This window comes from Bacteroidales bacterium (assembly GCA_013141385.1).
Taxonomy (GTDB): domain Bacteria; phylum Bacteroidota; class Bacteroidia; order Bacteroidales; family Tenuifilaceae; genus UBA8529.
On sequence record JABFRB010000018.1, the window covers coordinates 1 to 23166 of the forward strand.

23 protein-coding genes are annotated in these 23166 nt (G+C 34.6%); 6 read left to right on the plus strand and 17 right to left on the minus strand.

The window, feature by feature from the left end; translation table 11 throughout:
* Positions 1-310 precede the first annotated feature (310 nt).
* The gene (locus tag HOO91_10200) at positions 311-550 is read right to left on the minus strand and encodes a DUF3820 family protein (protein NOU17914.1); all 240 of its coding nucleotides are present in this window, start codon (positions 548-550) and stop codon (positions 311-313) included.
* 548 nt (positions 551-1098) lie between these two features.
* On the opposite strand from HOO91_10200, the gene HOO91_10205 reads away from it, so the two are divergent.
* The gene (locus HOO91_10205) at positions 1099-2352 is read left to right on the plus strand and encodes a hypothetical protein (protein ID NOU17915.1); all 1254 of its coding nucleotides are present in this window, start codon (positions 1099-1101) and stop codon (positions 2350-2352) included.
* 42 nt (positions 2353-2394) lie between these two features.
* Here HOO91_10205 and HOO91_10210 read toward each other — a convergent pair whose 3' ends face one another.
* Genes HOO91_10210 through HOO91_10230 form a run of 5 tightly spaced genes read right to left on the minus strand, consistent with a single transcriptional unit; the run spans position 2395 to position 7028 of the window.
* Positions 2395-3228 carry a phosphate ABC transporter ATP-binding protein gene (locus tag HOO91_10210; protein NOU17916.1) on the minus strand — a complete coding sequence of 278 codons (834 nt, stop codon included), beginning with the start codon at positions 3226-3228 and terminating at the stop codon, positions 2395-2397.
* A 2-nt stretch (positions 3229-3230) separates the two neighbouring features.
* Positions 3231-4070 (minus strand): phosphate ABC transporter permease PstA, encoded by an 840-nt coding sequence (gene pstA / locus HOO91_10215; GenBank protein ID NOU17917.1) that lies wholly within the window; start codon positions 4068-4070, stop codon positions 3231-3233.
* Positions 4067-4963 carry a phosphate ABC transporter permease subunit PstC gene (gene pstC, locus HOO91_10220; protein NOU17918.1) on the minus strand — a complete coding sequence of 299 codons (897 nt, stop codon included), beginning with the start codon at positions 4961-4963 and terminating at the stop codon, positions 4067-4069. The genes pstA and pstC overlap by 4 nt, the downstream gene beginning before the upstream one ends.
* Before the next feature lies 1 nt (position 4964).
* The gene (locus tag HOO91_10225; protein NOU17919.1) at positions 4965-5903 is read right to left on the minus strand and encodes a PstS family phosphate ABC transporter substrate-binding protein; all 939 of its coding nucleotides are present in this window, start codon (positions 5901-5903) and stop codon (positions 4965-4967) included.
* A gap of 12 nt (positions 5904-5915) precedes the next feature.
* Positions 5916-7028, minus strand: coding sequence for a hypothetical protein (locus HOO91_10230; protein NOU17920.1), 1113 nt, complete (start codon positions 7026-7028; stop codon positions 5916-5918).
* Between the two features lie 220 nt (positions 7029-7248).
* Between HOO91_10230 and HOO91_10235 the strand changes: the two genes are divergently transcribed.
* Both HOO91_10235 and HOO91_10240 read left to right on the plus strand, forming a co-directional pair.
* Positions 7249-7947 (plus strand): Crp/Fnr family transcriptional regulator, encoded by a 699-nt coding sequence (locus tag HOO91_10235; GenBank protein NOU17921.1) that lies wholly within the window; start codon positions 7249-7251, stop codon positions 7945-7947.
* Positions 7948-7952: 5 nt separating this feature from the next.
* Complete coding sequence (locus tag HOO91_10240) at positions 7953-8363, plus strand: Rrf2 family transcriptional regulator (protein NOU17922.1); 411 nt, start codon at positions 7953-7955, stop codon at positions 8361-8363.
* 44 nt (positions 8364-8407) lie between these two features.
* Here HOO91_10240 and HOO91_10245 read toward each other — a convergent pair whose 3' ends face one another.
* From HOO91_10245 to HOO91_10265, 5 genes are all read right to left on the minus strand, one after another.
* Positions 8408-8836, minus strand: a complete 429-nt coding sequence (locus HOO91_10245; protein ID NOU17923.1) for a hypothetical protein — start codon at positions 8834-8836, stop codon at positions 8408-8410.
* A 119-nt stretch (positions 8837-8955) separates the two neighbouring features.
* Complete coding sequence (locus HOO91_10250; protein ID NOU17924.1) at positions 8956-10002, minus strand: NADH:flavin oxidoreductase; 1047 nt, start codon at positions 10000-10002, stop codon at positions 8956-8958.
* A gap of 124 nt (positions 10003-10126) precedes the next feature.
* A complete protein-coding gene (locus HOO91_10255; protein ID NOU17925.1) occupies positions 10127-10426 on the minus strand; it encodes a GTP cyclohydrolase in 300 nt (99 codons plus the stop codon).
* 60 nt (positions 10427-10486) lie between these two features.
* Positions 10487-10903, minus strand: coding sequence for an aminoacyl-tRNA hydrolase (arfB, locus tag HOO91_10260; GenBank protein ID NOU17926.1), 417 nt, complete (start codon positions 10901-10903; stop codon positions 10487-10489).
* A 107-nt stretch (positions 10904-11010) separates the two neighbouring features.
* Positions 11011-11970, minus strand: coding sequence for an XdhC/CoxI family protein (locus tag HOO91_10265; GenBank protein NOU17927.1), 960 nt, complete (start codon positions 11968-11970; stop codon positions 11011-11013).
* Between the two features lie 265 nt (positions 11971-12235).
* On the opposite strand from HOO91_10265, the gene HOO91_10270 reads away from it, so the two are divergent.
* The 3 genes from HOO91_10270 to HOO91_10280 all read left to right on the plus strand — a co-directional run bounded on the left by HOO91_10270 (position 12236) and on the right by HOO91_10280 (position 15405).
* A complete protein-coding gene (locus HOO91_10270) occupies positions 12236-13429 on the plus strand; it encodes a YgeY family selenium metabolism-linked hydrolase (GenBank protein NOU17928.1) in 1194 nt (397 codons plus the stop codon).
* A gap of 29 nt (positions 13430-13458) precedes the next feature.
* Positions 13459-14646 (plus strand): knotted carbamoyltransferase YgeW, encoded by a 1188-nt coding sequence (gene ygeW / locus HOO91_10275; protein NOU17929.1) that lies wholly within the window; start codon positions 13459-13461, stop codon positions 14644-14646.
* A gap of 456 nt (positions 14647-15102) precedes the next feature.
* Positions 15103-15405: a GIY-YIG nuclease family protein gene (locus tag HOO91_10280; GenBank protein NOU17930.1), complete on the plus strand. Its 303-nt coding sequence runs from the start codon at positions 15103-15105 to the stop codon at positions 15403-15405.
* A gap of 132 nt (positions 15406-15537) precedes the next feature.
* Here the strand turns inward: HOO91_10280 and HOO91_10285 are convergent, their stop codons facing one another.
* The 6 genes from HOO91_10285 to HOO91_10310 form a co-directional block, all read right to left on the minus strand.
* The gene (locus HOO91_10285) at positions 15538-15684 is read right to left on the minus strand and encodes a hypothetical protein (GenBank protein ID NOU17931.1); all 147 of its coding nucleotides are present in this window, start codon (positions 15682-15684) and stop codon (positions 15538-15540) included.
* Positions 15685-15789: 105 nt separating this feature from the next.
* A complete protein-coding gene (gene hydA, locus HOO91_10290; GenBank protein ID NOU17932.1) occupies positions 15790-17223 on the minus strand; it encodes a dihydropyrimidinase in 1434 nt (477 codons plus the stop codon).
* Between the two features lie 195 nt (positions 17224-17418).
* Positions 17419-18045, minus strand: coding sequence for a hypothetical protein (locus tag HOO91_10295; GenBank protein NOU17933.1), 627 nt, complete (start codon positions 18043-18045; stop codon positions 17419-17421).
* A 475-nt stretch (positions 18046-18520) separates the two neighbouring features.
* On the minus strand, positions 18521-18718 hold the full coding sequence (locus HOO91_10300) for a hypothetical protein (GenBank protein ID NOU17934.1): 198 nt from the start codon (positions 18716-18718) through the stop codon (positions 18521-18523).
* 17 nt (positions 18719-18735) lie between these two features.
* A complete protein-coding gene (locus tag HOO91_10305) occupies positions 18736-20625 on the minus strand; it encodes a tetratricopeptide repeat protein (protein NOU17935.1) in 1890 nt (629 codons plus the stop codon).
* 1237 nt (positions 20626-21862) lie between these two features.
* Entirely contained in the window at positions 21863-23137 is a 1275-nt protein-coding gene (locus HOO91_10310; GenBank protein ID NOU17936.1) for an amidohydrolase family protein, read from the minus strand.
* Positions 23138-23166 lie beyond the last annotated feature (29 nt).

Below are 23166 nucleotides of genomic sequence, written 5' to 3' on the forward strand. Positions count from 1 at the left end.
TGGTTAGGCTGGTTTGGTATTTTATCATCGCTTGTTCAAATTGGAGTTTGTGCAAGCTCAGGAAAATTGATCGGATTAGCTAATCAATAGCCTTATTTCTAGTAAATTAAATTTAAACAGGCTCTTAATATCAATAATCATTATATCACCTATAAACCCGAATTTATTGTTTAAGTTCAAATAAATTTTATTATTCCTTTAAAGTGATATAAATCCTATTTAATTTCTTTTCAAGAACTAATCTTGTAAGGGGTTTAATTCATATAATATAATTGTTTAAACTGATATAAATAAAATGGAATGAGGTGATTCACCTCTTAACTTTTAGGTTTTTTAGTAAGTATTCTAGCCCATTTAGTTTGATTTCATAAAGTGTTGAAAGTAGCATTCCTAGTTTTCCTTTAGGAAACCCTTTGCTGTGCATCCAAACAAGGTAGTACTCAGGAATTTCACACAGTTTGTATCCCTTGTATTTTCCGTAGGGCATTTCCATCGTTACCAAATCAGTTAGGAGTTTTGGGTTGTGGGAGGGTAGAGGAAGATCTTGCATAGAAATGGGGAATAATAGATTGTTCGATTTTTATTATGTGTTTTTAATTGAGATAATTCTATAAAGTTTACAGATTTGATAAAGCAGAATTACTGTTCATTTAAGATTTTTTTAAAACGTACATTTTTATTTATCGAAAATTGTCTTTATGACAAAAATATAATAAAATATGTGCATTCATATTTCTGTGTAAATGTTTATGCTATTGGGAATATAAATAATAACATTCCCCTACACAGAAAGTAAGCAGAACAATATATGGTATAATATCACACAAAAATGTTTTACAATATTATTAAGAATAGCAGGAACAATAATTTTCAGGACAATAATCGTTATGAAAATACAAAAGAAATAGTCAATAATTCTAATTGTAAAGTAGTTTATTATAAACTGGTATTTAGCAAACTAACCACAACTTCGGATAAAATCAAATATAAGAAATCCTTTTCTTGAATTTTCCTGTTAATAATATAGTTTACATTTTGTTATACTTTCCAATTATCGTATATTTATATATAAAACTACTTTGTCCAAAAAAACTGATTATGTTAGTTGTAATTTTATTGATTCTCTTTTCGGAATTAACAATAATATTTTGCAGTGAATTCAATAAAAATAATAAAATTGAATTATTAAATCTTTTATATAATAAGCAGAAACAGGATCCATCAATTAAATGTTTGATAAATATTAACTATGCAGATACTATTCAAAATAAGTATATTAATACACCCTATGATACAAATTTCACGTATGGAAAATATATTGATTTTTTCGTTTCTATTAGCGATACGAATAAATACATTGTTTTACCATTAAATGAATTTAGGAATACGTTTAACCCCCAAAAAATTGTTATAGGTTTAAGACATGACATTGATTTAGACCTAAATAAGGCATATCAGTTGTCAATCGTAGAGAATAATATTGGAGTTAGATCTTCATATTTTGTTTTACATGCGGCAAACTATTATTTGGCTAAACCAAATAGAATGTCTACTCATAATAAGAAAATCATTTTCCCCCTAATGGTAATGCAGGACAAGTATAACCATGAAATAGGATGGCATAACGATTTAATAACTCTACAATTGATCTATAAGATAGACCCAATAAATTATTTATATCAAGAACTTGATTGGTTGAGAAAAAATGGACTTTTAATTTATGGAACTTCTTCACATGGTTCCAAATATTGCTGCACCTATAAATTTTTAAATTTATATTTTTGGAAAGATTTTAAAAATTACAATAATCCTGCATTTAATTATTATGATAAGGTGATTGTAAACGGGGAGTCAATTTGTTTCAAAAAAGCTTTGTTAAAAGATTTTAATCTTGATTATGAAGCATATTTTCTAAGTTTCAATAAGTATTATTCGGATGCATCATTTATTAATGGACAAAGGTGGCATATTGGGAAATTAAACTTAAACATGCTAAAACCTGGTGATAGGATACAAATACTTATGCATCCTTGCTACTATTATGCAAAAGGCTCAAATTTATCCGAAATTACCTCATTTAATGTATTCAGTCAAAAGAAATCAATTATTAATTCTGTGAATTCAACCATTACTATAAAAGTGCCTTATGGAACTAATTTGAGTTCTCTTCATGCAAATTTCATAGTATCAAAAAAAGCAAATGCTTGGATTGGCAATAGAAAACAAGTTTCGGGTTTAGAACCAATCAATTTCTCACAACCAGTAGTATTGAAAATTGTTGCAGAGAATGGACTTTCTTCGAAAAAATGGACAATTATAGTAACGCAAGAGTCTAAACCTTTAGTTCAATAACCTCACTTACCTGATGATATTCTTGGAAGAAATACACTTCATCTAGCTAAAATAACCACTTATGTAGTCCTTTGTTAATTGCTTTTGAGGATGGTTAAAGATTTGTTCGGTTGTTCCAAATTCAATTAATTTGCCCAAATACATGAATGCAATATAATCGGCAATCCTTTTGGCCTGACGAAGTGTGTGAGTGACCAGAATTATAGTATAATCTTTTTTAAGTGTAACAAAGAGTTCTTCAATTTTCTTGGTAGAAATTGGATCAAGTGCAGATGTTGCCTCATCACCCAGAATTATTTCAGGTTCAACTGCCAATCCTCGTGCAAGACATAAGCGTTGCTGTTGTCCAATTGATAGTTGATTAGCAGGAGTCTTTAAACGATCCTTTACTTCTTCCCACAAACCAACCTCAGTAAGATAATGCTTTGTATTGGCATATAGTTTTCTTCGTTGCCATGCACCATGTAGTTTTGGGCCATAGGTAACATTATCATAAATTGACATTGGAAGAGGGCAAGGTCGTTGTGCAAGCAGTCCCATTTTCTTGCGAATGGCTATTACTTGAATATTTTCACCATAAATATTCTCATCATCAACAAAAATTTTACCTGTAATTTTTACTTTGGGAGAATCATCGTGCATGCGGTTAAACGAGCGAAGAAGGGTTGTTTTCCCACATCCTGACGGACCAATAATACAGGTTATTTTTTTTGATGGGATATTTAGATTTATATCTTTAAGGATATGATTATCCCCAATGCTTAAGTTAAGATTAGTTACTCTAATATGAGGGTCAACCACATAACTATCCAGAGTACTATCCGCGATGACATTCTCGTCTTTATCCTCAATCTGTAGTGAATTTATTGATTGCATGTTTAAATTTTATTTTTTGAAAGTTTCCTTGAAAAATATCTTGCCGATAAACTAAGAACTAGTATTATAATTGTCAAAATTAACGCAGCAGCGTAAGCTCTATTCTGCACTTCCTCGGAAGGACTACCTAATTGAAAGAAGATTGCTAGAGGAAGTGTAGCTGCAGGGTGGCTTAGTGAAGTAGGAATATTATCGGTATAACCAGCTGTGAAAAGCACTGTTGCTGCATCACCAATACCCCGTCCAATTGCAAGCAGAACAGCAGTGGTTATGCCAGGCAATAATTGACGAATGATTACTTTTATCACTTCGTATTTTGTGGCACCCAATGATAGAGATGCCTCCGTAAGTTCTTTTGGAACAAGCCGAGCAACCTCATCTAATGAACGCATAATGATGGGAGTTATAAGCATGCCAACAACAACAATTCCACCGAAGAGTGAGGCTTTAAGTCCAAAATAGATCATCACGGCAAAACCAAATGCCCCATAAACAATTGAAGGTATTCCAAAGAGAATATCAAATGAAAACCTGACGGTATCAGCAAAGAAAGATCTTTTGGGTAAATAAAAATTAATATACATTGTTACAGGTATACTTAGAACTAGAGCTAAGAGAACAGCACCTATAACTATATAAAAAGATCCTAAAATAGCATTCAAAATTCCGCCTTCCTTACCTAGGTAAAAACCTCCTCCAGGGAGCTTACTAACCATTTCCCACGAAAGAGAAGGTAGTCCCTTTGAAACAATTGTATATAGTATAAAACCTAAAATGCTTATAATTGCGAAAGCTGATAAAAGCATTAATGATTTAAATATTTTCTCCTCTAGTAGTTTCATGCTTGATACCTCCTTTCGATCCGATTAAGTATTAATCTCGAAATTGCATTAAAAAAAACAATAATAATGAATAGTAGAAATGCAGCCATCATCAAGGCAGATTCATAGCTAGGAATAGATAGCATCTCACCATAATTGTTAGCAATTAATGCCGGAAGAGGGTAACAAGCATCGAATATTGATGATGGAATTATTGGTATGTTACCGCAAACCATTAGCACAGCAATGGTTTCGCCGAATGCACGAGATATTGATAAGGCAATGGCTGCAACGATTCCAGGCATAGATTTTCGAATTACAATCTTTTTTACTGTTTGCCATTTTGTTGCCCCTAGTGATAATGATGCCTCTCGCATTTCATTGGGTATTGCGCTGAATACTTCGCAGAAAATACTTATTAAAAGAGGGATTATCATTACCGAAAGCACAATTCCTCCAGCTAATACGCTATAACCAGTTGAAAACTCAACAAAATGAGGTGCAATTTTTTCGGATATAAATGGAACAATAGTTAATGTACCCCACACTCCATATATAACAGGTGGGATTCCAGACAATAAATCAACGATTGGGGAGAAAAAATTATTTACCTTTTTTGAAGCGTATTCTATAAGATAGATACTTGTAAGCAATGAAAAGGGGAGAGCAATTACAATTGCTATGAAAGTTACATGTAAAGTACTAATAATGTATGGTAGAAATCCAAATTCTCCCTTGAAGGGTTTCCAGTTAGCTGAAGTTAATAAAACCCAAATATTTTTTTCTTTAAGAATGGGTAAAGACATGTAAAACAGACCACTTCCAATAAGAAGTAGGAAGAAAAGGGAGAAAATTGTAATGCCCAGCATGGTTAGCCGGGCTGTTTTATCTTTGAATAATCGAAATCGAATCATATCAATCTAACTTTTTCATCTCTGTATTTAGTTTATCCTTTGGCAGTTCTATGTAACCTGCCTCGTGTACAAATTTTTGCCCTTCGGTTAATACCCAATTAATGAACTCTACAACTTCTTTTTTGTGTGGTTTGCCTTTTGTTACGAAATACAATTCCCTTGCTGGGGGTGAAGGGTATTTCCCTGACGATATTGCTACTATTAGGTCATTTATTGAATCGTAAAAATTTTCATCGGCATCAATTTTACCATTATTATTTAAATCGATAGGCAAAATTCTTATCCCAGGTATTTGCTTTTTGGTTTTTGCATCGTAGGCGTAACCAATATTATTAAAACCAATTCCAAGTGGATCTCTTTTAACCGCTTGTGCTAGCCCTGGATCACCAAATACACCAACACCTAAAAGATCTTCTTGTTTCTTACCCATATATTTAGCCCACATCTCAGCAGCCCCACACGCATCGGAGCGGGAATAAATATGAATTGGTGTTTTTGATTTTATCCCAAAAGCTTCAGCCCATGTTTTATATTTACCAGAAACCCAGATGTTAAAGGCAACATCTTTTTTTATTCCTTTAGAAAGTAATTCTTTTAAAAGCGGATTGTTTGCGCAAATAACAGGCACAACAGCATCTTTTGTAACTGAAATTGCAAAGGCTCCTTTGTTGAATTCTTCGGGATATATTTCGCGAGAAACCATGCCGATATCAACCATTTCGCTTAAAGCGTCGGCAATACCTTTACCAGCACCACCGGCAGATATATCAACTCGAACATTAGGATGAGTTTTTTTAAACTCATCCACCCATTTTACTGTCATTGGGTAAAGGGCAAATGCACCAGAAATGCTTATTTCACCCTCCATGTTATTTTGAGCATTTACTTTTATAACTATAAGTAAACTGCAAATCATGAATAATAAACTTCTCTTTTTCATATCTTTAATTATTTAAAACCCAATTTGATATTGAATTACTCCCATATTATTATTAACGCTTGATCCCTGTTCTTCACGGAGAGTATACCCTATTTGAACTTTAGACCAATTGTTAAATGCATAGTTTACAACAATTGTATAATTAGTATAAATATCATTATCATTAGATGCATTCGGATCATAAGTATCATATTTTAGAAGAAGTTGCAATTTCTGTGGGATAATATAATACCCAGACTGAACATACCAGCCTTTGCGAATAATATCGCTATCATAACCTTGAATATATTCACTGCGTAAAGAAAGCTGTTTTAATTCATATTTTAACTCAACACCCCATCTATTACGTTTATGATTTGAAGAAGGTGCTCCAAAAACATCAACTCCAGTATAAAATGAGCAACCAAGATCTAACCCTTTTATAGGATGAACAACAGATCGTCCTGCAATTGATTTGTTTTCATTTTTATCGCTAATATTAATGCCTGAACCATTGAAAATGCCTAATGAGTAATCAATTAAAGAACGATTGTTGATTTTTAAAAAGTTTCCGAATACTTGGACGCCAATATCCCTACCATTTTGATTGCCTATTACATCCTTGCCTCTTGCAACAAGAGCCTCTACAACTTGCGAGCGATCAATCATCTCTAATTTATTTGAAGAGGCTAAGTTTTCCATGGAGAAGGGAATCTTAAACTGACCAATAGTTAGATTAACGTAGTCAGCAATTTTACATTCACCATACGCATCGATTAGTTTAGGTGTACCAGCCAAATCCGCTTGAAATCGTATATTCCAATATGGAGAAATTGAGCCCTTTAGGTCAATTCGAGCACGACGAATATCGAAACCATCAATTTTACCCATTTCATCAAGATTTTGATATCGAACTTGGGCATAACCTGAAAGTTGAACTTGTTTAGATGCATTAACTAAAAAAGATTTTTTGTTAGCATCTGTTTCTTGTTGTTTTATTGCGGCTTCTGCTCTTAAAGAATCAGCTTGCTCCTGTGTGATATTTTTATTAACTATTAGTAAATTTAAGATATCATTCGTAGATTGAGCGTATGATTTTAAAGTAACAACAATTAAAATTAGGATTAAAGTAAAAGATTTATTCATAAATAATTAAAATTAGATAAATATAATGTTCTAAAGCAACTCATTATGCGGTATTTATGACGTAATAATAGCCATTTTTTAAAAAATTTAACTCGAAAAAATCGATTGAGTATTTTTTACAAACATATACATTATATTCATCGAATTAGTGTACATTTGTATCGGATAATTAATCCTTTAATATTAAATATTTCATATTTAATCATTAATTATTTAAGTAATGATAGAGGATGATTTACATTTATTTGACTGTAATAGTTGTGTATTTAAGACCATAAGTTGCCATTACATTGGCAATGATGAGTTTGAGGTTATTAGACGACTCTCTGTTCAACTTCACTTTGAAAAAGGGGAGACCATAGTAAAACAGGGTAGTAAATCTACGCACTTAATATTTCTTCATAAAGGTATTTTGAAGTTTACGTACCAAAATCAATCTGGAAAAAATTTTATAATGACAGTTGTTGCAGGACCTAAACTCTTAGGAGGTGCTAACCTTTTCTTTAAAAACACAAATATTTTTTCACTTGTAGCTATAGAAAAATGCGATATTTGTCTTATTGATGAAAATGCTTTTAAAAACACTCTTGTAAATCACGGTAATTATTTGCTTACCCTTTTCGAAAAGACAATTGAAATGTTTCAATCCTCAATCTTCAATTTTATTAGCCTTGCTCATCAGCAGGTTAACGGTAGGATTGCAGATATATTAATTTACCTATCAGAGGAGGTTTACAAAAATCAGGAATATGAGTTTACCCTTTCAAGAAAGGAAATTGCGGAATTTGCGGCTTGTTCTCATGAAAATGTGATTACAACTCTATCGAGGCTTAATAAGGAAGGTACAATAACTCTTGTAGGAAAGAAAATCATAATCAACGATTTAAATAAACTTAAAGAAATAAGTAAACGAGGTTAATGCAAATGATATCAAAAAAAACCCAATATGCGATGCTTGCCTTAACCAAGTTGGCGAAAGAATATGGAAAAGGGCCTATTCCAATTAGCGAAATTGCCACTAGCGAAAGAATACCCCAAAGATTTTTGGAAAATATTCTTCTTGAGATAAAGAAGATGGGAATTTTGGGAAGCCGATTGGGAAAAGCAGGAGGGTATTACCTTATAAAAAAACCCGAAGAGGTTAGCCTTGGTGATATTGTAAGACAATTTGAAGGAACCATAGCAATGATATATTGTATTTCTGAAAAAGCATATCAACCCTGCGAGTTTTGTAAGGACGAAAAAAACTGCAAAATCCGTAAAGTTTTTAAAGAAGTAAGAGATAATACTCTATCGATTCTGCAAAGAAGCACTTTGGATCAACTGATTGATTAGATACATTTTAGTATATTTTTTTAAATTTTAGATTTTTAATCTCTTTAGGTTAATTCCTCGAAGTTCTGCTTCGATAGGAAAAAAATTTTCAAGTAATACTTCGTCAACGCTGCTGTGAAGTAGTTTATTTTTTTAGAAAAATCGAAGATTAAACGATTGAGGTTAAATAGAGACTTAAAGTATGATATTCGCAAGTTGACGTATTTCCTCATATTTTGCTCAGGATCAGGATTCCTATCGATATCTTCTTTAAGTATTTTCAGGAATTCATTCTGTTCTTTTTCTACCACTGCTTTATATAAATGTTCCTTATCTGGAAAGTAGTAGTAAAGAAGCTCTTTAGACATATTTAATCCGTAGCAACCGAGTGCATAGTTGTCTTCATTAACCCATACAACAAAACGCTTTTGGGCTGCCTCAATAATCAATTTTGTTTTTTCTTGATTGTTGTTGCTGCCAAAAATTGGTATCATTTTATAGATTTTCTTTTAAAGTAGAAATAAACAAGAATTGTTCCAGTTGACCAAAACGTTTAATAGGTCAAGAATGATGAACTATCAATTACCTCCTAATGTTAAAAGGAATGTAATATTTACTTTGTTACAGGGCAGGATTCAGGCTTAGCATATCTCTTGCATAGAGGTAGGCAGTGAATACAATAGTTGATTTTTTTGTTGGTTTGAGCTTTTTGTAGCCATAAATTGTCGGTAAGAAGATCTCTTCCAATAGCAACAAAATCGGTCATTCCGTTTTCCAACAACCACGAGGCTCTCTCAGGTGTTCTAATTTCATTAACAACAATAATTGGAATCTTAACATGCTTTTTCACCTCAGTGCCGCAATATACAATCCAGTTATTTGGAAAGTTTGCTGGAATTTCTGGAGTTATTCCTTTGTCTCCACCATGAGATACGTGCAAAATATCAATACCATTTTTCTCTAGATGCTTTCCAATTTCAATACCATCAAGGAGAGTAGGGGAGTTTGCTCCCATCCGATATCCAATTATAAAGTTGGCATGACAGGATTGCTTAATCCCTTTAATAATATCTGTAGCCAACTTTAACCGACCAGATAATGAATTACCGTACTCATCAGTACGTTTGTTTATTGCTGAGTTGGCGAACTGGTTAAGCAGATATCCATGGGCTCCATGAAGTTCAATCCCATCAAACCCCGCTAATAGAGCTCTAGTTGCGGCTTCAATAAACGCTGCTTCTATCACTTTAATCCCTTCAATTGTTAAAGCGGCGGAACGTTCATTTTCAGGATCTATTGATGGACCTACTGCTATATCAGAAACTCCCTTATAGGTTCTTAAACCAGAATGTTGTATTTGAAGTAATATAAGTGCTCCATGTCTATGACAGGCATCAGTAATTTTCTTTAACCCCTCCATATGCATATTATTCCATATTCCTGGTTGATAGCTGAATATTTTGCCATCCTTGAGCACACAAGTTGCCTCTACAATGATGATTCCAACACCCCCTTTAGCAATATTTTCATAGTGTTTAATATGCTTTTCGCTAACAAACCCATTTTTATCGGCCCAACCGAAGTTAACAATAGGGGGAAGAACTACTCGGTTCTTAATGTTATATGATTTTATTGTAAAGTTTGAGAATAAATTAGCCATAATGAATTGTTAATTAGGGTGATGTTGTTTGAAAATTTGAAGATGATACAATTTGAAAGTGTTTTCTTAAATTACAAAAATGATTAGTTATAAATCAAGAGACAATTTCTAATCTACTGATTTTTTAACCTTCATGTTGTTGTATGAATGGTGCAAAATCCTTGGCATACTTCACAGGATTAAACTCAATTACCTCATGCTTTGCAATTTTATTAATAAAGAAAGGATCTTGTTGAATAATACTCCAAACCTCTTCAATATCTTTCGCATTGCAAATAATAATTCCACCTGTACGCGGATTGCGAGGTCCAGAGCAAATTAAATTGCCAGTTGCATAGTATTTATCGAGAAATGCTCTGTGATCGTCCAGATGGGCATCAACCACTGAGATTGCTTTAATATAGGTTACATGAACAAGGTACATATGAAAACAGTATTGTATGTGATTACAAACTTTGAAAATATTTTAGTTTTATCAACCTAATTAATAATCAATATCTTTTCTAAGTATTTTCTTTTCTGAGTTTAATCGTTTTCCCTCTAACCGCTTTTCTTTTGCTTTTCTAGACGGTTTTGTGACTTTTCGATTTTTCTTGGGTTCTAGTGCTTTGCGAATTAAAGCATAGAATTTATCGATAACTTTCTCTTTATTTGCTAATTGCGATCGTTCTGATTGTGAGACTAGGATAAGTTCTCCCTCTTTATTTATCTTATTTGCAAGTTTAACTAGTATTATTTCTTGCTCATCTTTTGTTAATAAAACGGATTCCAAAATATTAAACCTTAATTCAATTTTGGAGCTAACCTTATTTACATTTTGCCCTCCGGGGCCACTACTCCTAGATGAATTGAATTTAAATTCTGAATAGAAATCTCGACTTTGAATAATATCTATATCCATTTAAATTGATGACTAGTGTATTTTGTTTGCGAACCAGAGGAGAATCTATAATATTTTCAAAAAAGATATCTTAATATCAACAATTTTAAAGTTTGGGAGGGGAGATATTACTTTTTCTCCCCATTTCTTGTATGTATTATTTTACCAGCAATGCTAATAGCAATCTCAGCAGGAGTTTGGCTATTTATTGATAAACCGATAGGAGAATCAACACGATTAAAATCATTATCGGTAAAACCAAATGCCTTTAGTGAATCGTAAATGCTCTGCACTTTGTTTTTACTACCAATCATACCGAGGTATTTCAATTTCTTACCCAGTAACTGTTTAAGAATAATTTGATCGAATTTATGACCAAAACTCATTATAGCTACGTAGCTATTTTGACCCTCTGGGACAAGATCTTCAACCTTATTGTAATCAATTATATGCTTCTGATGAGCAAAACTATTAGCAGTAAAAGTTGATAGTTCTTTCCTATTGTCGAATACAACCACCCTGAACTCAAGCATTCTTAATATTTGGCTTAAAGGAACGCTAATATGTCCTGCACCAAAAATATAAACTGTATCCTTTAGACCAATAAACTCTTTATATTCCCAATCTTTTGGACTATTTATAAAAGCGCTTACTTGAAAATCAGAAGAATCATCTTTTATAAAATGAATATTATTAGGACTAATGGTAAGAATGCCTTTCTCTCCATTATTAATACACTCTTTAATGGTACTTATAGTCTCTAAATCCGATGATGTAAGAGGTAAAAAAACATGGGTTTGCTCACCTGAGCAGATCATGCCCGACTTATCATATTCTGCTTCAGAATCATGAATCTGCCTTTTAATTAGGGATTCCAACGTATCACTTGAAACCCGTTTACGAGCCAGTTCAACCATGTTGTATTCCATCACACCGCCACCTATGGAGCCTGAAATTTCACCATTTTGCGAAACAGCCATTTTAAAACCAACTCGACCCGGACTGCTGCCCTTGCATTCAATAACGGTTAGTAGTATTACCCTTCTCTTTTCCGAAAGTTGATTGTAAATAAAATTCCAAAGTTCCATAATTATTAAGATTATTGACTTGTGATAGGGATTAAATATGAATTGTAAAAGTATAAAAGATATTTATTGAGCAGTATAGTTAGGAATAATATTATCTTTCCTATTGTAGTAATTATTCCTCATAAAGAATATTATTCTATAAATAATATATTTACTGATTTATTATGCTATATTAGTAAACGGATTGTATATTTATGTTCTATAATTTGATACTAATTGTTAATAATTTTAACTTTGGCATCGAAATTAAATTGACATTTAAGCCATGGAAAGTATTTTTCAACAAATTAATGAATTATCAGAGAAGTATCGCAACTACACAGCCGAGAACCTTTCGAAATTAGTGAAAATTAAATCGTTGAGCACACAGGAAAAGGATGTTCAGCTAGAGTTAAAACGTCAAATGGAAGAGGCTGGTTTTGATGAGGTTAAAATTGATGGTTTAGGAAATGTTATTGGTCGTATTGGAAACGGTAAGAAGATTTTGGCTATTGATGGTCACATGGATACCGTTGATATGGGCAATATGGACAACTGGAGTTTTAATCCACTTGGTGGAGAAATTAAGGATGGTTTTGTGCATGGTCGTGGAACAGTTGACCAAGAGGGGGGCTCTGCTGCTTTTGTTACATCTGGAAGAATTTTAAAAGAGTTAGGATTTGATAAAGACTTGACCATTTACTTCGTAGGAAGTGTGATGGAAGAGGATTGCGATGGTCTTTGCTGGAAGTATATTGTTGAAGAAGATAAGATTAAACCTGATTTTGTAATTAGTACCGAACCAACTAACCTTAATATATATAGGGGTCATAGGGGTAGGATGGAGATGCATGTTCATTTCCACGGCGTATCATCGCATGGTTCAGCTCCTGAACGTGGAAAGAACGCTATCTATATGGCATCACGTGCAGCACTTGAAATCGAGAAATTAAACGAAAGACTAAAATTCGATGAGTTTTTAGGTAAAGGTAGTGTTACCATTTCTGAGATAATTTCTGGTAGTCCTTCGCTTTGCGCTGTTGCTGATTATGCAAGAGTACACCTTGATAGAAGGTTAACTTGGGGCGAAACCAAGGAATCTGCTGTTAAGGAGGTTGAAGAGGTTGTAAAAGGCATGAACGCTAAGGTTGAAGTTCTTAACTATTCTGAAAAAGCCTATACTGGCTTAGAGTACGGAATGGAGAAGTACTACCCAACATGGAAAATGGCTGAAGATCATCAAGTTGTTCAAACAGGTGTAAAAGCCTACAAGAACCTTTTTGGTAAGGATGTTAAGGTTGATAAATGGACATTCTCAACCAACGGTATTATGACTTGTGGTACTTATGGCATTCCAACTATTGGGTTTGGTCCTGGTAATGAGGTTTTGGCACATGCTCCAAATGAGAAAGTACCAGTTAATGATCTTGTTATTGCGGCGTCGTTTTATGCAGCTTTTGCTTATGAATTATGTAAATGAAAAGTGAAAAATTAAAAGTGAAAAATACCATGAATCTAAAAGATAGAATTGAAGGACTTAGCAAAGTTAAGTCGGAGTTGTACAAGAAAGATTTTCTTCTAACATGGGAGAAAAAAGAGCAGGATTTAAAGATTGTTTTTGAAGTTGCCGCAATTCTTAAGGAGATGCGCGCTCAGAATATCTCACCAAGAGTATTCGACTCAGGATTAGCAATTTCTAACTTCCGCGATAATTCAACCCGCACACGCTTCTCATTCGCTTCAGCTAGCAACCTCCTTGGGTTAGCAGTTGCCGATTTAGATGAGGAAAAATCGCAGATTGCACACGGTGAAACAGTACGTGAAACAGCCAATATGATCTCTTTCATGTCCGATTTTATTGGTATTCGTGATGATATGTTCTTAGGCGAAGGCAATAAGTACATGCGCGAGGTTGGTTCATCTCTCGATGAAGGTTTTGCAAAAGGAGTTCTTCCATCACGTCCAGGTATTGTGAACCTACAGTGCGACATGGATCACCCAACCCAATCGATGGCAGATCTGATGCACCTACAAGATGTATACGGATCACTTGAAAATCTAAGAGGTAAAAAAATCGTAATGAGTTGGGCTTACTCACCAAGTTACGGTAAACCACTTTCAGTTCCACAAGGTATTATCGGATTGATGTCACGCTTTGGGATGAACATCGAATTAGCTTACCCAGAAGGATATGGCTTAATCCCTGAGATTGTTGATATTGCTAAGAAGAATGCTCAGCAAAGTGGTGGTTCATTGAATGTTAGCCATTCCATGTCAGAAGCTATGAAGGGTGCAGATATTGTTTACCCAAAGAGTTGGGCACCATTCCATATTATGCAGCAGAGAACTAAACTTCTACAAAATGCTGATAAAGCAGGTTTAAAGGAGCTAGAGCAAGTTTGCCTTGCAAATAACGCTAAGTTCATGGATTGGGAGTACGATGAAGCTAAGATGAAAACAACCAAGAACGGAAATGCCCTTTACATGCATTGTTTACCAGCCGATATTAGCGATGTTTCCTGCAAACATGGTGAAGTAAGTGCCGCAGCGTTTGAGCATTACAGGATTAAAACCTACCAAGAAGCTGGTTTTAAACCTTATATCATTGCAGCTATGATGTTTACAAATAGATTTGAGAATCCTGCAGAGACATTAAAAGGAATTCTTGATAGAAATAGAAAAAGAGTAGGATTTTAAGTATACACTTTTTTTATAATAATGAGTGAAGCATCTTAAATCTATATGATATTAAGGTGCTTCATTTCGTTTTGAATGACAAGAAACTGTATTCTCAGAAAATTTAAGCGTGCTTCTCATTCGGGGATTCCTTAAATAATGACTAATGGTAATATGAATTCATTGTCATCCTGAGCGAAGCGAAGGATCTCCAAATATTGAAACATAATAGATGCTTCACTCCGTTCAGCATGACAAGCAATGGTTTTTTTAGGAAATTTCAATCTCTACTTGTTCGGGGATTCCTTAAATAATGATAAATTGTAAAATGATCCCATTGTCATCCTGAGCGAAGCGAAGGATCTCCTATTTGTCATTCAGTGCGAAGCGAAGAATCTAAAATGCTTATATTCGTTCAGTATAGAAATAAAAAATTTTGTATTTCTTAATACATCGAAGAATTTAAAACCAATAATTATGAAACAGCATAATTATTTCGCTTATATTACAACTAATCAGAGCAAAACGGTTATATATACAGGTGTTACAAATGATTTGAAAAGAAGATTATTTGAGCACGAAGAGGATTCTCATGGACAAAAACTATTCTTTGCAGGTAAATATAATTGTTATCATCTAGTTTATTATGAACGATTTCAATTCGTACAAGATGCTATAAGAAGGGAGAAAGAAATTAAAGGTTGGAAGCGAAGCAAAAAGGATTATTTGATTTCTGAATTTAACCCAGAGTGGAGATTCCTTAATGATGATGAATTGTAATTGAATCCATTGTCATCCTGAGCGAAGCGAAGGATCTCTAAATATTGAAACATTACAGATGCTTCACTCCGTTCAGCATGACATGCAATGGTATTTTCAGGAAATTTCAATCTCTACTTGTTCGGATATTCTTTAAATAATGATGAATTGTAAAATGAACCCATTGTCATCCTGTGCAAAGCAAAGGATCTTCCATTTGTCATTCTGAGCAAAGCGAAGAATCTTAGATGCTTCACTCCGTTCAGCATGACAAGCAATGGTATTTTCAGGAAATTTCAACCCTTGCTCGTTCGAAAATTCTTTAAATAATTGATGAATTGTAATATGAAACCATTGTCATCCTGAGCGAAGCGAAGGATCTTCCAACAGTATGTTCAGGAAATTTTATACCCTTCCACAATTATTATTACCCACATCTTTTGATTTACTATAATATGGGCTAGAGGTTTTCTGTACCTTTCTGCGAAGGAGTTTCCCTGTTGGTAAACCAGATATTATTTTACCATTATCAATACCAATAATCCCTTTAGATATAACATATTGAGCTTTCCCCTTCACGCTAAATCCCTCATAAATGCTTATGTCAGCCTTTGAAAGATGTGTTTTTGCTGATATAATAGACTTAGAATCTGGATTCCATATAACAATATCTGCATCAGAACCTACAGTAATCTCACCTTTTTGAGGGTATAGCCCGAAGATTTTTGCTGGTTGGGTCGAGAATATATCAACCATTCTATTTAGGCTTATAATATCTTTTAAAACGCCATAAGTATAAAGAAGTTCAAGACGATGTTCTATGCCACCTGCACCATTGGGAATTTTGCGGAAATCATCCTTTCCAACCGATTTTTGTTCGAATGAAAATGGGCAATGATCCGTTCCAACTGTTTGAATCATATTTGCTTTAATACCTTCCCATAGATGCGCCGAATCCTCTGGTTTACGTAATGGTGGGCTGATAACATACTTGACAGTCTGTTCAAACTCTCCACTGTACTTTGATTCATCCAACATTAAGTATTGTGGGCATGTCTCAGCAAAAATTGGTTGACCACTTTGCTGGGCAAGATGTATGTGCTTTAGGGAGTCTCCTGCGGAAACATGAACAATGTAAAGGGGACAGTTAGTTTGATCGGCAATATCAATAATGCGTTTTACTGCAATTGATTCTAGTTGAGAAGCACGTGAAAGCATGTGATATAGAGGCGAAACCATCTTTTGGTTAAAATAGAAATCCCTAAAGGTGCTAACCTCATCACCAAGCTCGCAATGGGCAGTAACCATACCGCATAACTTACCAACTGCTTTCATAACATGGTATGCGGATTCATCATCAAGTCCAATGGACTCCTTGTAGGCTAGGTAAATCTTGAAAGATGGGAATCCCATATCAATGCACTGTTCAATTTCTTTCTCAGAATTTGGCCTCCAATCAACGGGACTTACATGAAAAGAGTAGTCAATAGGGCAATTCTTGGCCTCATCAATTCTAATATTCAGCGCATCTGGTAGTGGTTGACCCTTTTTGGGGGTTACAAAATCGATAATTGTTGTTGTTCCACCATATAAAGCGGCTATTCCACCACTTAAAAAATCATCCGATGAATAACCGGCAGGCGTAGGAAGGAAGAGGTGAACATGGGGATCGATTCCTCCTGGGAAAACGTATTGGTTTTCAGCATGAATAACCCTATCTACATGATTTTCTGAGATATGCTTATCTATTCTGATGATTTTTTCATCCTCAATAAGAATATCAGAATTGAACTGTTCAGTAGATGTTACTATTATTCCGCCTTTGATAAGAATCTTCATGATCTTCTCCTTAATGAAAGAGTAAATTTAGCTATAAAGGAATATAAAATACTATTCAACGTCGTTTAGTTAAGGAGATTCCGCATCAAGTGCGGAATGACAAGGGGCGTGTATCCCATTCTTACTGTCATTCCTGCGAAGGCAGGAATCCCTAACTTAATAGGTACTAAACCTTAACTAAGTGATATTGAAACACTATTTTTCCAGAACTCTTACAAACATACCATTGCTATCCTCTTTAAACCCTAATTTTTTAAGATATTTAATGTACTTTACGCTACGCCCTTCGGCCATAACACTGGTAAATCCCGCTTCAATGAATTTATGCTTAAGTCTCAGGTAAACATATTTGCCATTTTTAAAGTCGCGATACTCAGGAATCACATAATCTAGCCCAACCTTAAGCACATTACCATCCTCACGATGAGCAAGGTAAAGCCCCGCAACCGACATGTTCCTTAGGATAAAGAAGCTGACCGTATTCATATCGGGTATATAGGTGAACCCAGGGAAAAATCGCTGAATCTCCTCATTATGAAATTCAATAAACCTTATTAAATACTTGTTTTCAGGGCGAATTTCGAGTATTTCGAATATCTCCTTTTTACCATATATAATCACCAAATAGTAAACATCTACAATTGCAATAATCCCATTAAGAATTCCCACGGGAATAGCACCAATTAAGAACCCATAGATTGAAAAAACCAACGCCCCCGCTAGGTTAAGCCACCTGAACTTAACTATTGAGCTAATTGCAAGCGAAATAGCAATAACTGCCGATGCTGCATAGCCCACCCACTGCAATAATTCTGAATTCATATCTATATCGTTGTTATTTTGATTTAAGATTTTACGCCTTAATCTTCTTTTACCGTGATTGCGAATTTACCGGAGGCAACCGCCCTACAAAAATAACGATAATCCTTAATAATGATGAATTGTAATATGATCCCCTTGTCATCCTGCGCGCAGCGAAGGATCTTCCTATTGTCATTCTGAGCGCAGCGAAGAAACTAAGATGCTTCACTCCGTTCAGCATGACAAGAAACAGTAAGTTCAGAAAATCTTAACCCCTTTCCTTAATAATGATAAATTGTAATATGATCCCCTTGTCATCCTGAGCGCAGCGAAGGATCTAAGATGGTTGCTTTCAGCGAATCCTTCGGATTTCAATCCGTTCAGCATGACAAGAAACAGTATGTTCAAAAGATCCCAACCATTGCTCAAACCCAGATTTCTTAATAATTATGAATTGTAATATGATTCCATTGTCATCCTGAGCGCAGCGAAGGATCTAAGATGCTTCACTCCGTTCAGCATGACAAGAAACAGTATGTTCAAAAGATCTCAACCATTGCTCATACCCAGATTTCTTAATAATGATAAATTGTAATATGATCCCATTGTCATCCTGAGCGGAGCGAAGGATCTTTCCAATATCACCCTGAGCGCAGCCAAGGATATAATTATCCAGCAAACATCTGCCATTCATATATAATCGGATAGCAATTACTCCAAATCACTGATTCGCTCCAATAATTCTTGTGCTTTATAAACCTCTTGGTATCTCTCTAAAATACCCTTTGCTATTTTTAAATAGTTTTTATCCTTTTTAAATAAATAGACGCCCGTAATTAATGTTCTGGCATAATCAATTTTATACACTTGTGGATTCTCCTGATATAGATCTCTATAAATCTTCAAAGCCTCTTCGTATTTTTCTTTGGCCTGCGGAAATTCATTCTTTTCCGAATATAAAATAGCCAAATTATTCAAAGTCATCGCCATATCTGGTAAATACGTTTTTGGATTTTCTTGGGCTAGGTCTCTATAAATCTTCAAGGCCTCCTCATATTTTTCTTGGGCTTGCGGAAATTCATTCTTATCCTTTTGTAAAATCGCCAAATTGTTCAGAGTCATCGCCACATCGGGCAGATAAGTTTTTGGGTTCTCTTGTGCTAGCTCTCTCTGTATCTTAAGGGCCTCCTCGAATTCTTCTTTTGCAGGCGAAAATTCATTTTTATCCCAATGTAAAACCGCTAAATTGTTCAAAGTCCTTGCCACATCGGGCAGATACGTTCCTGAGTTCTCTTGAGCGAGTTCTCTATAAATCGTCAAGGCCATTTCGTATTTTTCTTGGGCCTGCGGAAATTCATTCTTTATCTTTTGTAAATTAGCTAAATTGATCAGAGTCATCACCACATCTGGCAAATAAGTTCTTGGGTTCTCTTGAGTGAGGTCTCTATAAATCTTCAAGGCTTCCTCGTATTTTTCTTGGGCCTGTGGAAATTCATTCTTTACCGAATGTAAAACTGCCAAATTGTTCAAGGTTTTAGCCGCATCGGACAGATACATTTTTGGGTTCTCTTGGGCTAAGTTTCTATATATCTTCAAAGCCTCCTCATATTTTTCTTGAGCCTGCGAAAATTCATTCTTATCCGAATGTAAAACTGCAAAATTGTTCAAAGTCAACGCCAAAGCTGGTAGATATGTTCTTGGGTTCTCCTGAGCGTGTTCTCTATAAATCGTTAAGGTCTTTTGATATAATTTTGCAGCCTCATCAAAGCAGTTGAGTTTTTGCAAAAAATACGCAGTATTGAAATAATTTACTAAAATAGGTTCTACTACAATCAACTCTTTATATAAATCTAATGTCTGCTGGAATGCAAAAAGGGCTTTCGTTGCTTTAATTGATTGTTTTAGGATTAAAATATTCTCTTTCTCTATTTTCTCCTTTCTTGAAAAATACTCCAGTTTTATTTTTTCGGCATCACCCTCCTGAAAATGCTTCTGAATGTTTTCTAATACTCTAGCAAAATCTGTTTTCCCTGTTGATTTTAAAAGCGTAATTGTATTAGTCAAATCTTCATTTTGCTCAAAAACCACCTTTGTTACCACCAATAGCAGCTCTTTTATTTCGATTGATATTTTTCTTGCTTGGTACCACTCATCAATTCTTGCACTAGTTTCCCCTTTGCCATTTTTTATAGGTAGATTTTTCAGGTATTGTTCAATATCACGAGGATCAATGTTTGAGTTTTTTATTAGTTGATCTAGTTTTTTATTTGATTCTGTAACTGTTTCTAAAATTGAGTCCTGCCCATCAATTATTGTTTCGGTGTTTTTCAGTATTTGTTTCTCTTTACTTGGGAAAAGAATATTATATAAAAATGACGAAAACATGTTTGTAAAAACACCAGATATAAAAGCGGAGATAAGAGAACCAGATAAAAGCCATGCCTCCAGCTTAGTTAAACTCCCTTTAAATGAACTCCATTTGAAGCTAAGCAGATAACCTAAACGGTTTGTGCAATACAAATAGGTAATTACGCCTAATAGTATAAGAACTGGTATAAATAGTCCAAGTAACCATTTGTGTTTTTTAATAAATTCTTTCATGCAAATTGAGCCTATTAAGAATCTTATTTATAATGATAACAGCTGCTAATTAACCTCTTATCAAACAGCATATCAATACGAAAATATATAAAAACATGCTTGCTTGCGCATCAACCCCAATATATTTTACTTATAGTAATGGTCTTTGTGGGTGGAGTTTAATATTACGGTGCGATGCACCTTATTTACCAGAATTATTTAATTGGACTACAAATATTATGCGGCTCTGCCGCTACAAGAGCATTTAACCGATGGATTCACGCTTTGGGTGCGTAGCACCTTAATATTTGTAGACATATCGAGACCATAAGAGCAATAGGTACAGAGTACCGTAATCTTATCAAACTCAATATAACGGTGCGATGCACCTCATTTGCCATAATTATGTAATTGGACTACAAATATTATGCGGCTCTGCCGCTACGAGAGCATTTAACCAATGGATTCACGCTTTGGGTGCGTAGCACCTTAATATTTGTAGACATATCGAGACCATAAGAGCAATAGGTACAGAGTACCGTAATCTTATCAAACTTAATATTACGGTGCAATGCACCTCATTTATCAAAATTATATTAACCCTAGATTTTGGAACTGTTATGTTAATAATACCCTTACAACATCTGAGTTAATAAAATAAGGTTGATTTCATAGGTCGTTCAATTTTCTACGAAGGTTTTTAAAACCTTATTTTCAGATATTTAACCTTCGTAGAAAATTAGTATTTATACAAGATTTCAACCTTATTACCTTATTCGAGGAACGCCGACAATAAATATTGTTTACACAATTTTCTTTATACTACCGTTGCAGATCATCAAAACCCATTTGTAGAGCATCAAAACCTCTTAGCTGAATAACAAAATTTCTTTGCAGAGTAACAAAACTGCTTTGCAGAGCAACAAAACCCATTTGTAGAGTAGCAAAACCTCTTCGCACTTCATCAATCGCGAATTGTGAAAGCACAAAACCCTATTGCGAGGCCACAATCGGGAAATGCGTTACAATAAAATACCACTGCAACTCAATTATCGCATTTTGCGATAGTTTAATCGCAAAAAAGTAAGTACACAATCACAAACCGCAAAGTACAAGGGGGGTGAAAATGGGAAATATATTATATTGATTTAAGAACAAGGAATGATGATTTATGAATTCTGATGTTTGCGTAATCAGCTTGTTTTCAGAAAACTTCTAAAATCTAAATTCGTTAATCCTTGTTCCTAAATCAAAGTGTTTACTCCTGCATCTTCTTCCAAAGTCGAAGAGCACGTTCCTTAGAAACTTTTAGAATTTCGGCCTCATCAACAGTTTGAATTAGCCTGTTTTTCACAATCAGCTTACCATTCGAAATAACATCGCAAACATGGTTTGAGTTGATACCGAAGATGAAATGCCCTAAAAAGTTATTCTGGTTAATCTCGGTAGGAGAGGCGTAATCAAGCACTACAAGATTATTATCACCATCGCCCTTAAAGCCATTATCCTCGATATACTTATGAACATTCCTGAAACGTTGATACGATGATGGATAGGTAATATTATCGAATCCTTGACCAACAAAAAAGGCCGATTTTGCGCTTTGAAGCATATCGCTGTGCATTCCATCGGTGCCAAGCATTATCCTCGAACCAAGAAACTCGCCGTTAAAATAACCAACGTTATTATTTAGGTTGCTCTCCGTGTTTTGAACCACCCAGCATGGGGAGTTGCGGATAATGTCTTTTTCATCTTCATCTAAGTGAAGGCAATGTCCAAGTATAGTTTTAGATGATTTTAGAGCACCATATTCGTTTAGGCGTGTAATAACCCGTTTTCCGTACTTCTTGATACAAAATTCCTGATCGTACAAATCCTCGGCAACGTGAATATGAATACCAGAATTCAAACGATTCATCATCTCCACAGACTTCTCCATGGTTTCATCGTTTACAGTAAATGATGCATGTAAACCAACTAACCCTTGACGTTTACCTAGATATTCCTCGGTTTCCTCGATTCCCTCTTTGGCGGATTTAAACCCATCACGATCCGATATTTCGTAGCATAAAAGGTGCGAAACACCAACCTTATCAAAAGCTTTAGCAATTGTTTCAAGCGAACCTTTTACTGCGAAAGGGGAGGCATGATGATCGATAACGAAGGTAGAACCTGCTTTTGCGCAAGCAATTGCTGTTACCAATGCGCTCGATTCAACCATTTCAAGATCAAGGCATTTATCCAGAGTCCACCAAACGTACTTTAGAATTTCGTAGAAATTTTCAGGGTTTTTCTTGGGAGCACCCATTCCTCTAGCAAGAGCAGAATATATATGATGATGCCCAACACCAAACGACTTTGTTACCAATTTGCCAGTACAATCAAGCACCTCAAGGTTTGATTTATCGGCTATTTGGTCGATATTTTCAACGAACTGAATCGTGGTTTTATCTTGTTCAACAAGAATATTTTTTTGACTGAATTCAAGCGTTTTCCAGTCAATATAGGTGGCATTTTTTAGTAGTATAGACATTCTTAATAGATTTTAAACGCAACGTCACT

Coding starts and splice junctions, on each gene's coding strand:
- HOO91_10200 (NOU17914.1), bottom strand. CDS start 550: ATGCAAGATCTTCCTCTACCCTCCCACAACCCAAAACTCCTAACTGAT.
- HOO91_10205 (NOU17915.1), top strand. CDS start 1,099: ATGTTAGTTGTAATTTTATTGATTCTCTTTTCGGAATTAACAATAATA.
- HOO91_10210 (NOU17916.1), bottom strand. CDS start 3,228: ATGCAATCAATAAATTCACTACAGATTGAGGATAAAGACGAGAATGTC.
- pstA (NOU17917.1), bottom strand. CDS start 4,070: ATGAAACTACTAGAGGAGAAAATATTTAAATCATTAATGCTTTTATCA.
- pstC (NOU17918.1), bottom strand. CDS start 4,963: ATGATTCGATTTCGATTATTCAAAGATAAAACAGCCCGGCTAACCATG.
- HOO91_10225 (NOU17919.1), bottom strand. CDS start 5,903: ATGAAAAAGAGAAGTTTATTATTCATGATTTGCAGTTTACTTATAGTT.
- HOO91_10230 (NOU17920.1), bottom strand. CDS start 7,028: ATGAATAAATCTTTTACTTTAATCCTAATTTTAATTGTTGTTACTTTA.
- HOO91_10235 (NOU17921.1), top strand. CDS start 7,249: ATGATAGAGGATGATTTACATTTATTTGACTGTAATAGTTGTGTATTT.
- HOO91_10240 (NOU17922.1), top strand. CDS start 7,953: ATGATATCAAAAAAAACCCAATATGCGATGCTTGCCTTAACCAAGTTG.
- HOO91_10245 (NOU17923.1), bottom strand. CDS start 8,836: ATGATACCAATTTTTGGCAGCAACAACAATCAAGAAAAAACAAAATTG.
- HOO91_10250 (NOU17924.1), bottom strand. CDS start 10,002: ATGGCTAATTTATTCTCAAACTTTACAATAAAATCATATAACATTAAG.
- HOO91_10255 (NOU17925.1), bottom strand. CDS start 10,426: ATGTACCTTGTTCATGTAACCTATATTAAAGCAATCTCAGTGGTTGAT.
- arfB (NOU17926.1), bottom strand. CDS start 10,903: ATGGATATAGATATTATTCAAAGTCGAGATTTCTATTCAGAATTTAAA.
- HOO91_10265 (NOU17927.1), bottom strand. CDS start 11,970: ATGGAACTTTGGAATTTTATTTACAATCAACTTTCGGAAAAGAGAAGG.
- HOO91_10270 (NOU17928.1), top strand. CDS start 12,236: ATGGAAAGTATTTTTCAACAAATTAATGAATTATCAGAGAAGTATCGC.
- ygeW (NOU17929.1), top strand. CDS start 13,459: ATGAATCTAAAAGATAGAATTGAAGGACTTAGCAAAGTTAAGTCGGAG.
- HOO91_10280 (NOU17930.1), top strand. CDS start 15,103: ATGAAACAGCATAATTATTTCGCTTATATTACAACTAATCAGAGCAAA.
- hydA (NOU17932.1), bottom strand. CDS start 17,223: ATGAAGATTCTTATCAAAGGCGGAATAATAGTAACATCTACTGAACAG.
- HOO91_10295 (NOU17933.1), bottom strand. CDS start 18,045: ATGAATTCAGAATTATTGCAGTGGGTGGGCTATGCAGCATCGGCAGTT.
- HOO91_10300 (NOU17934.1), bottom strand. CDS start 18,718: ATGAATGGCAGATGTTTGCTGGATAATTATATCCTTGGCTGCGCTCAG.
- HOO91_10305 (NOU17935.1), bottom strand. CDS start 20,625: ATGAAAGAATTTATTAAAAAACACAAATGGTTACTTGGACTATTTATA.
- HOO91_10310 (NOU17936.1), bottom strand. CDS start 23,137: ATGTCTATACTACTAAAAAATGCCACCTATATTGACTGGAAAACGCTT.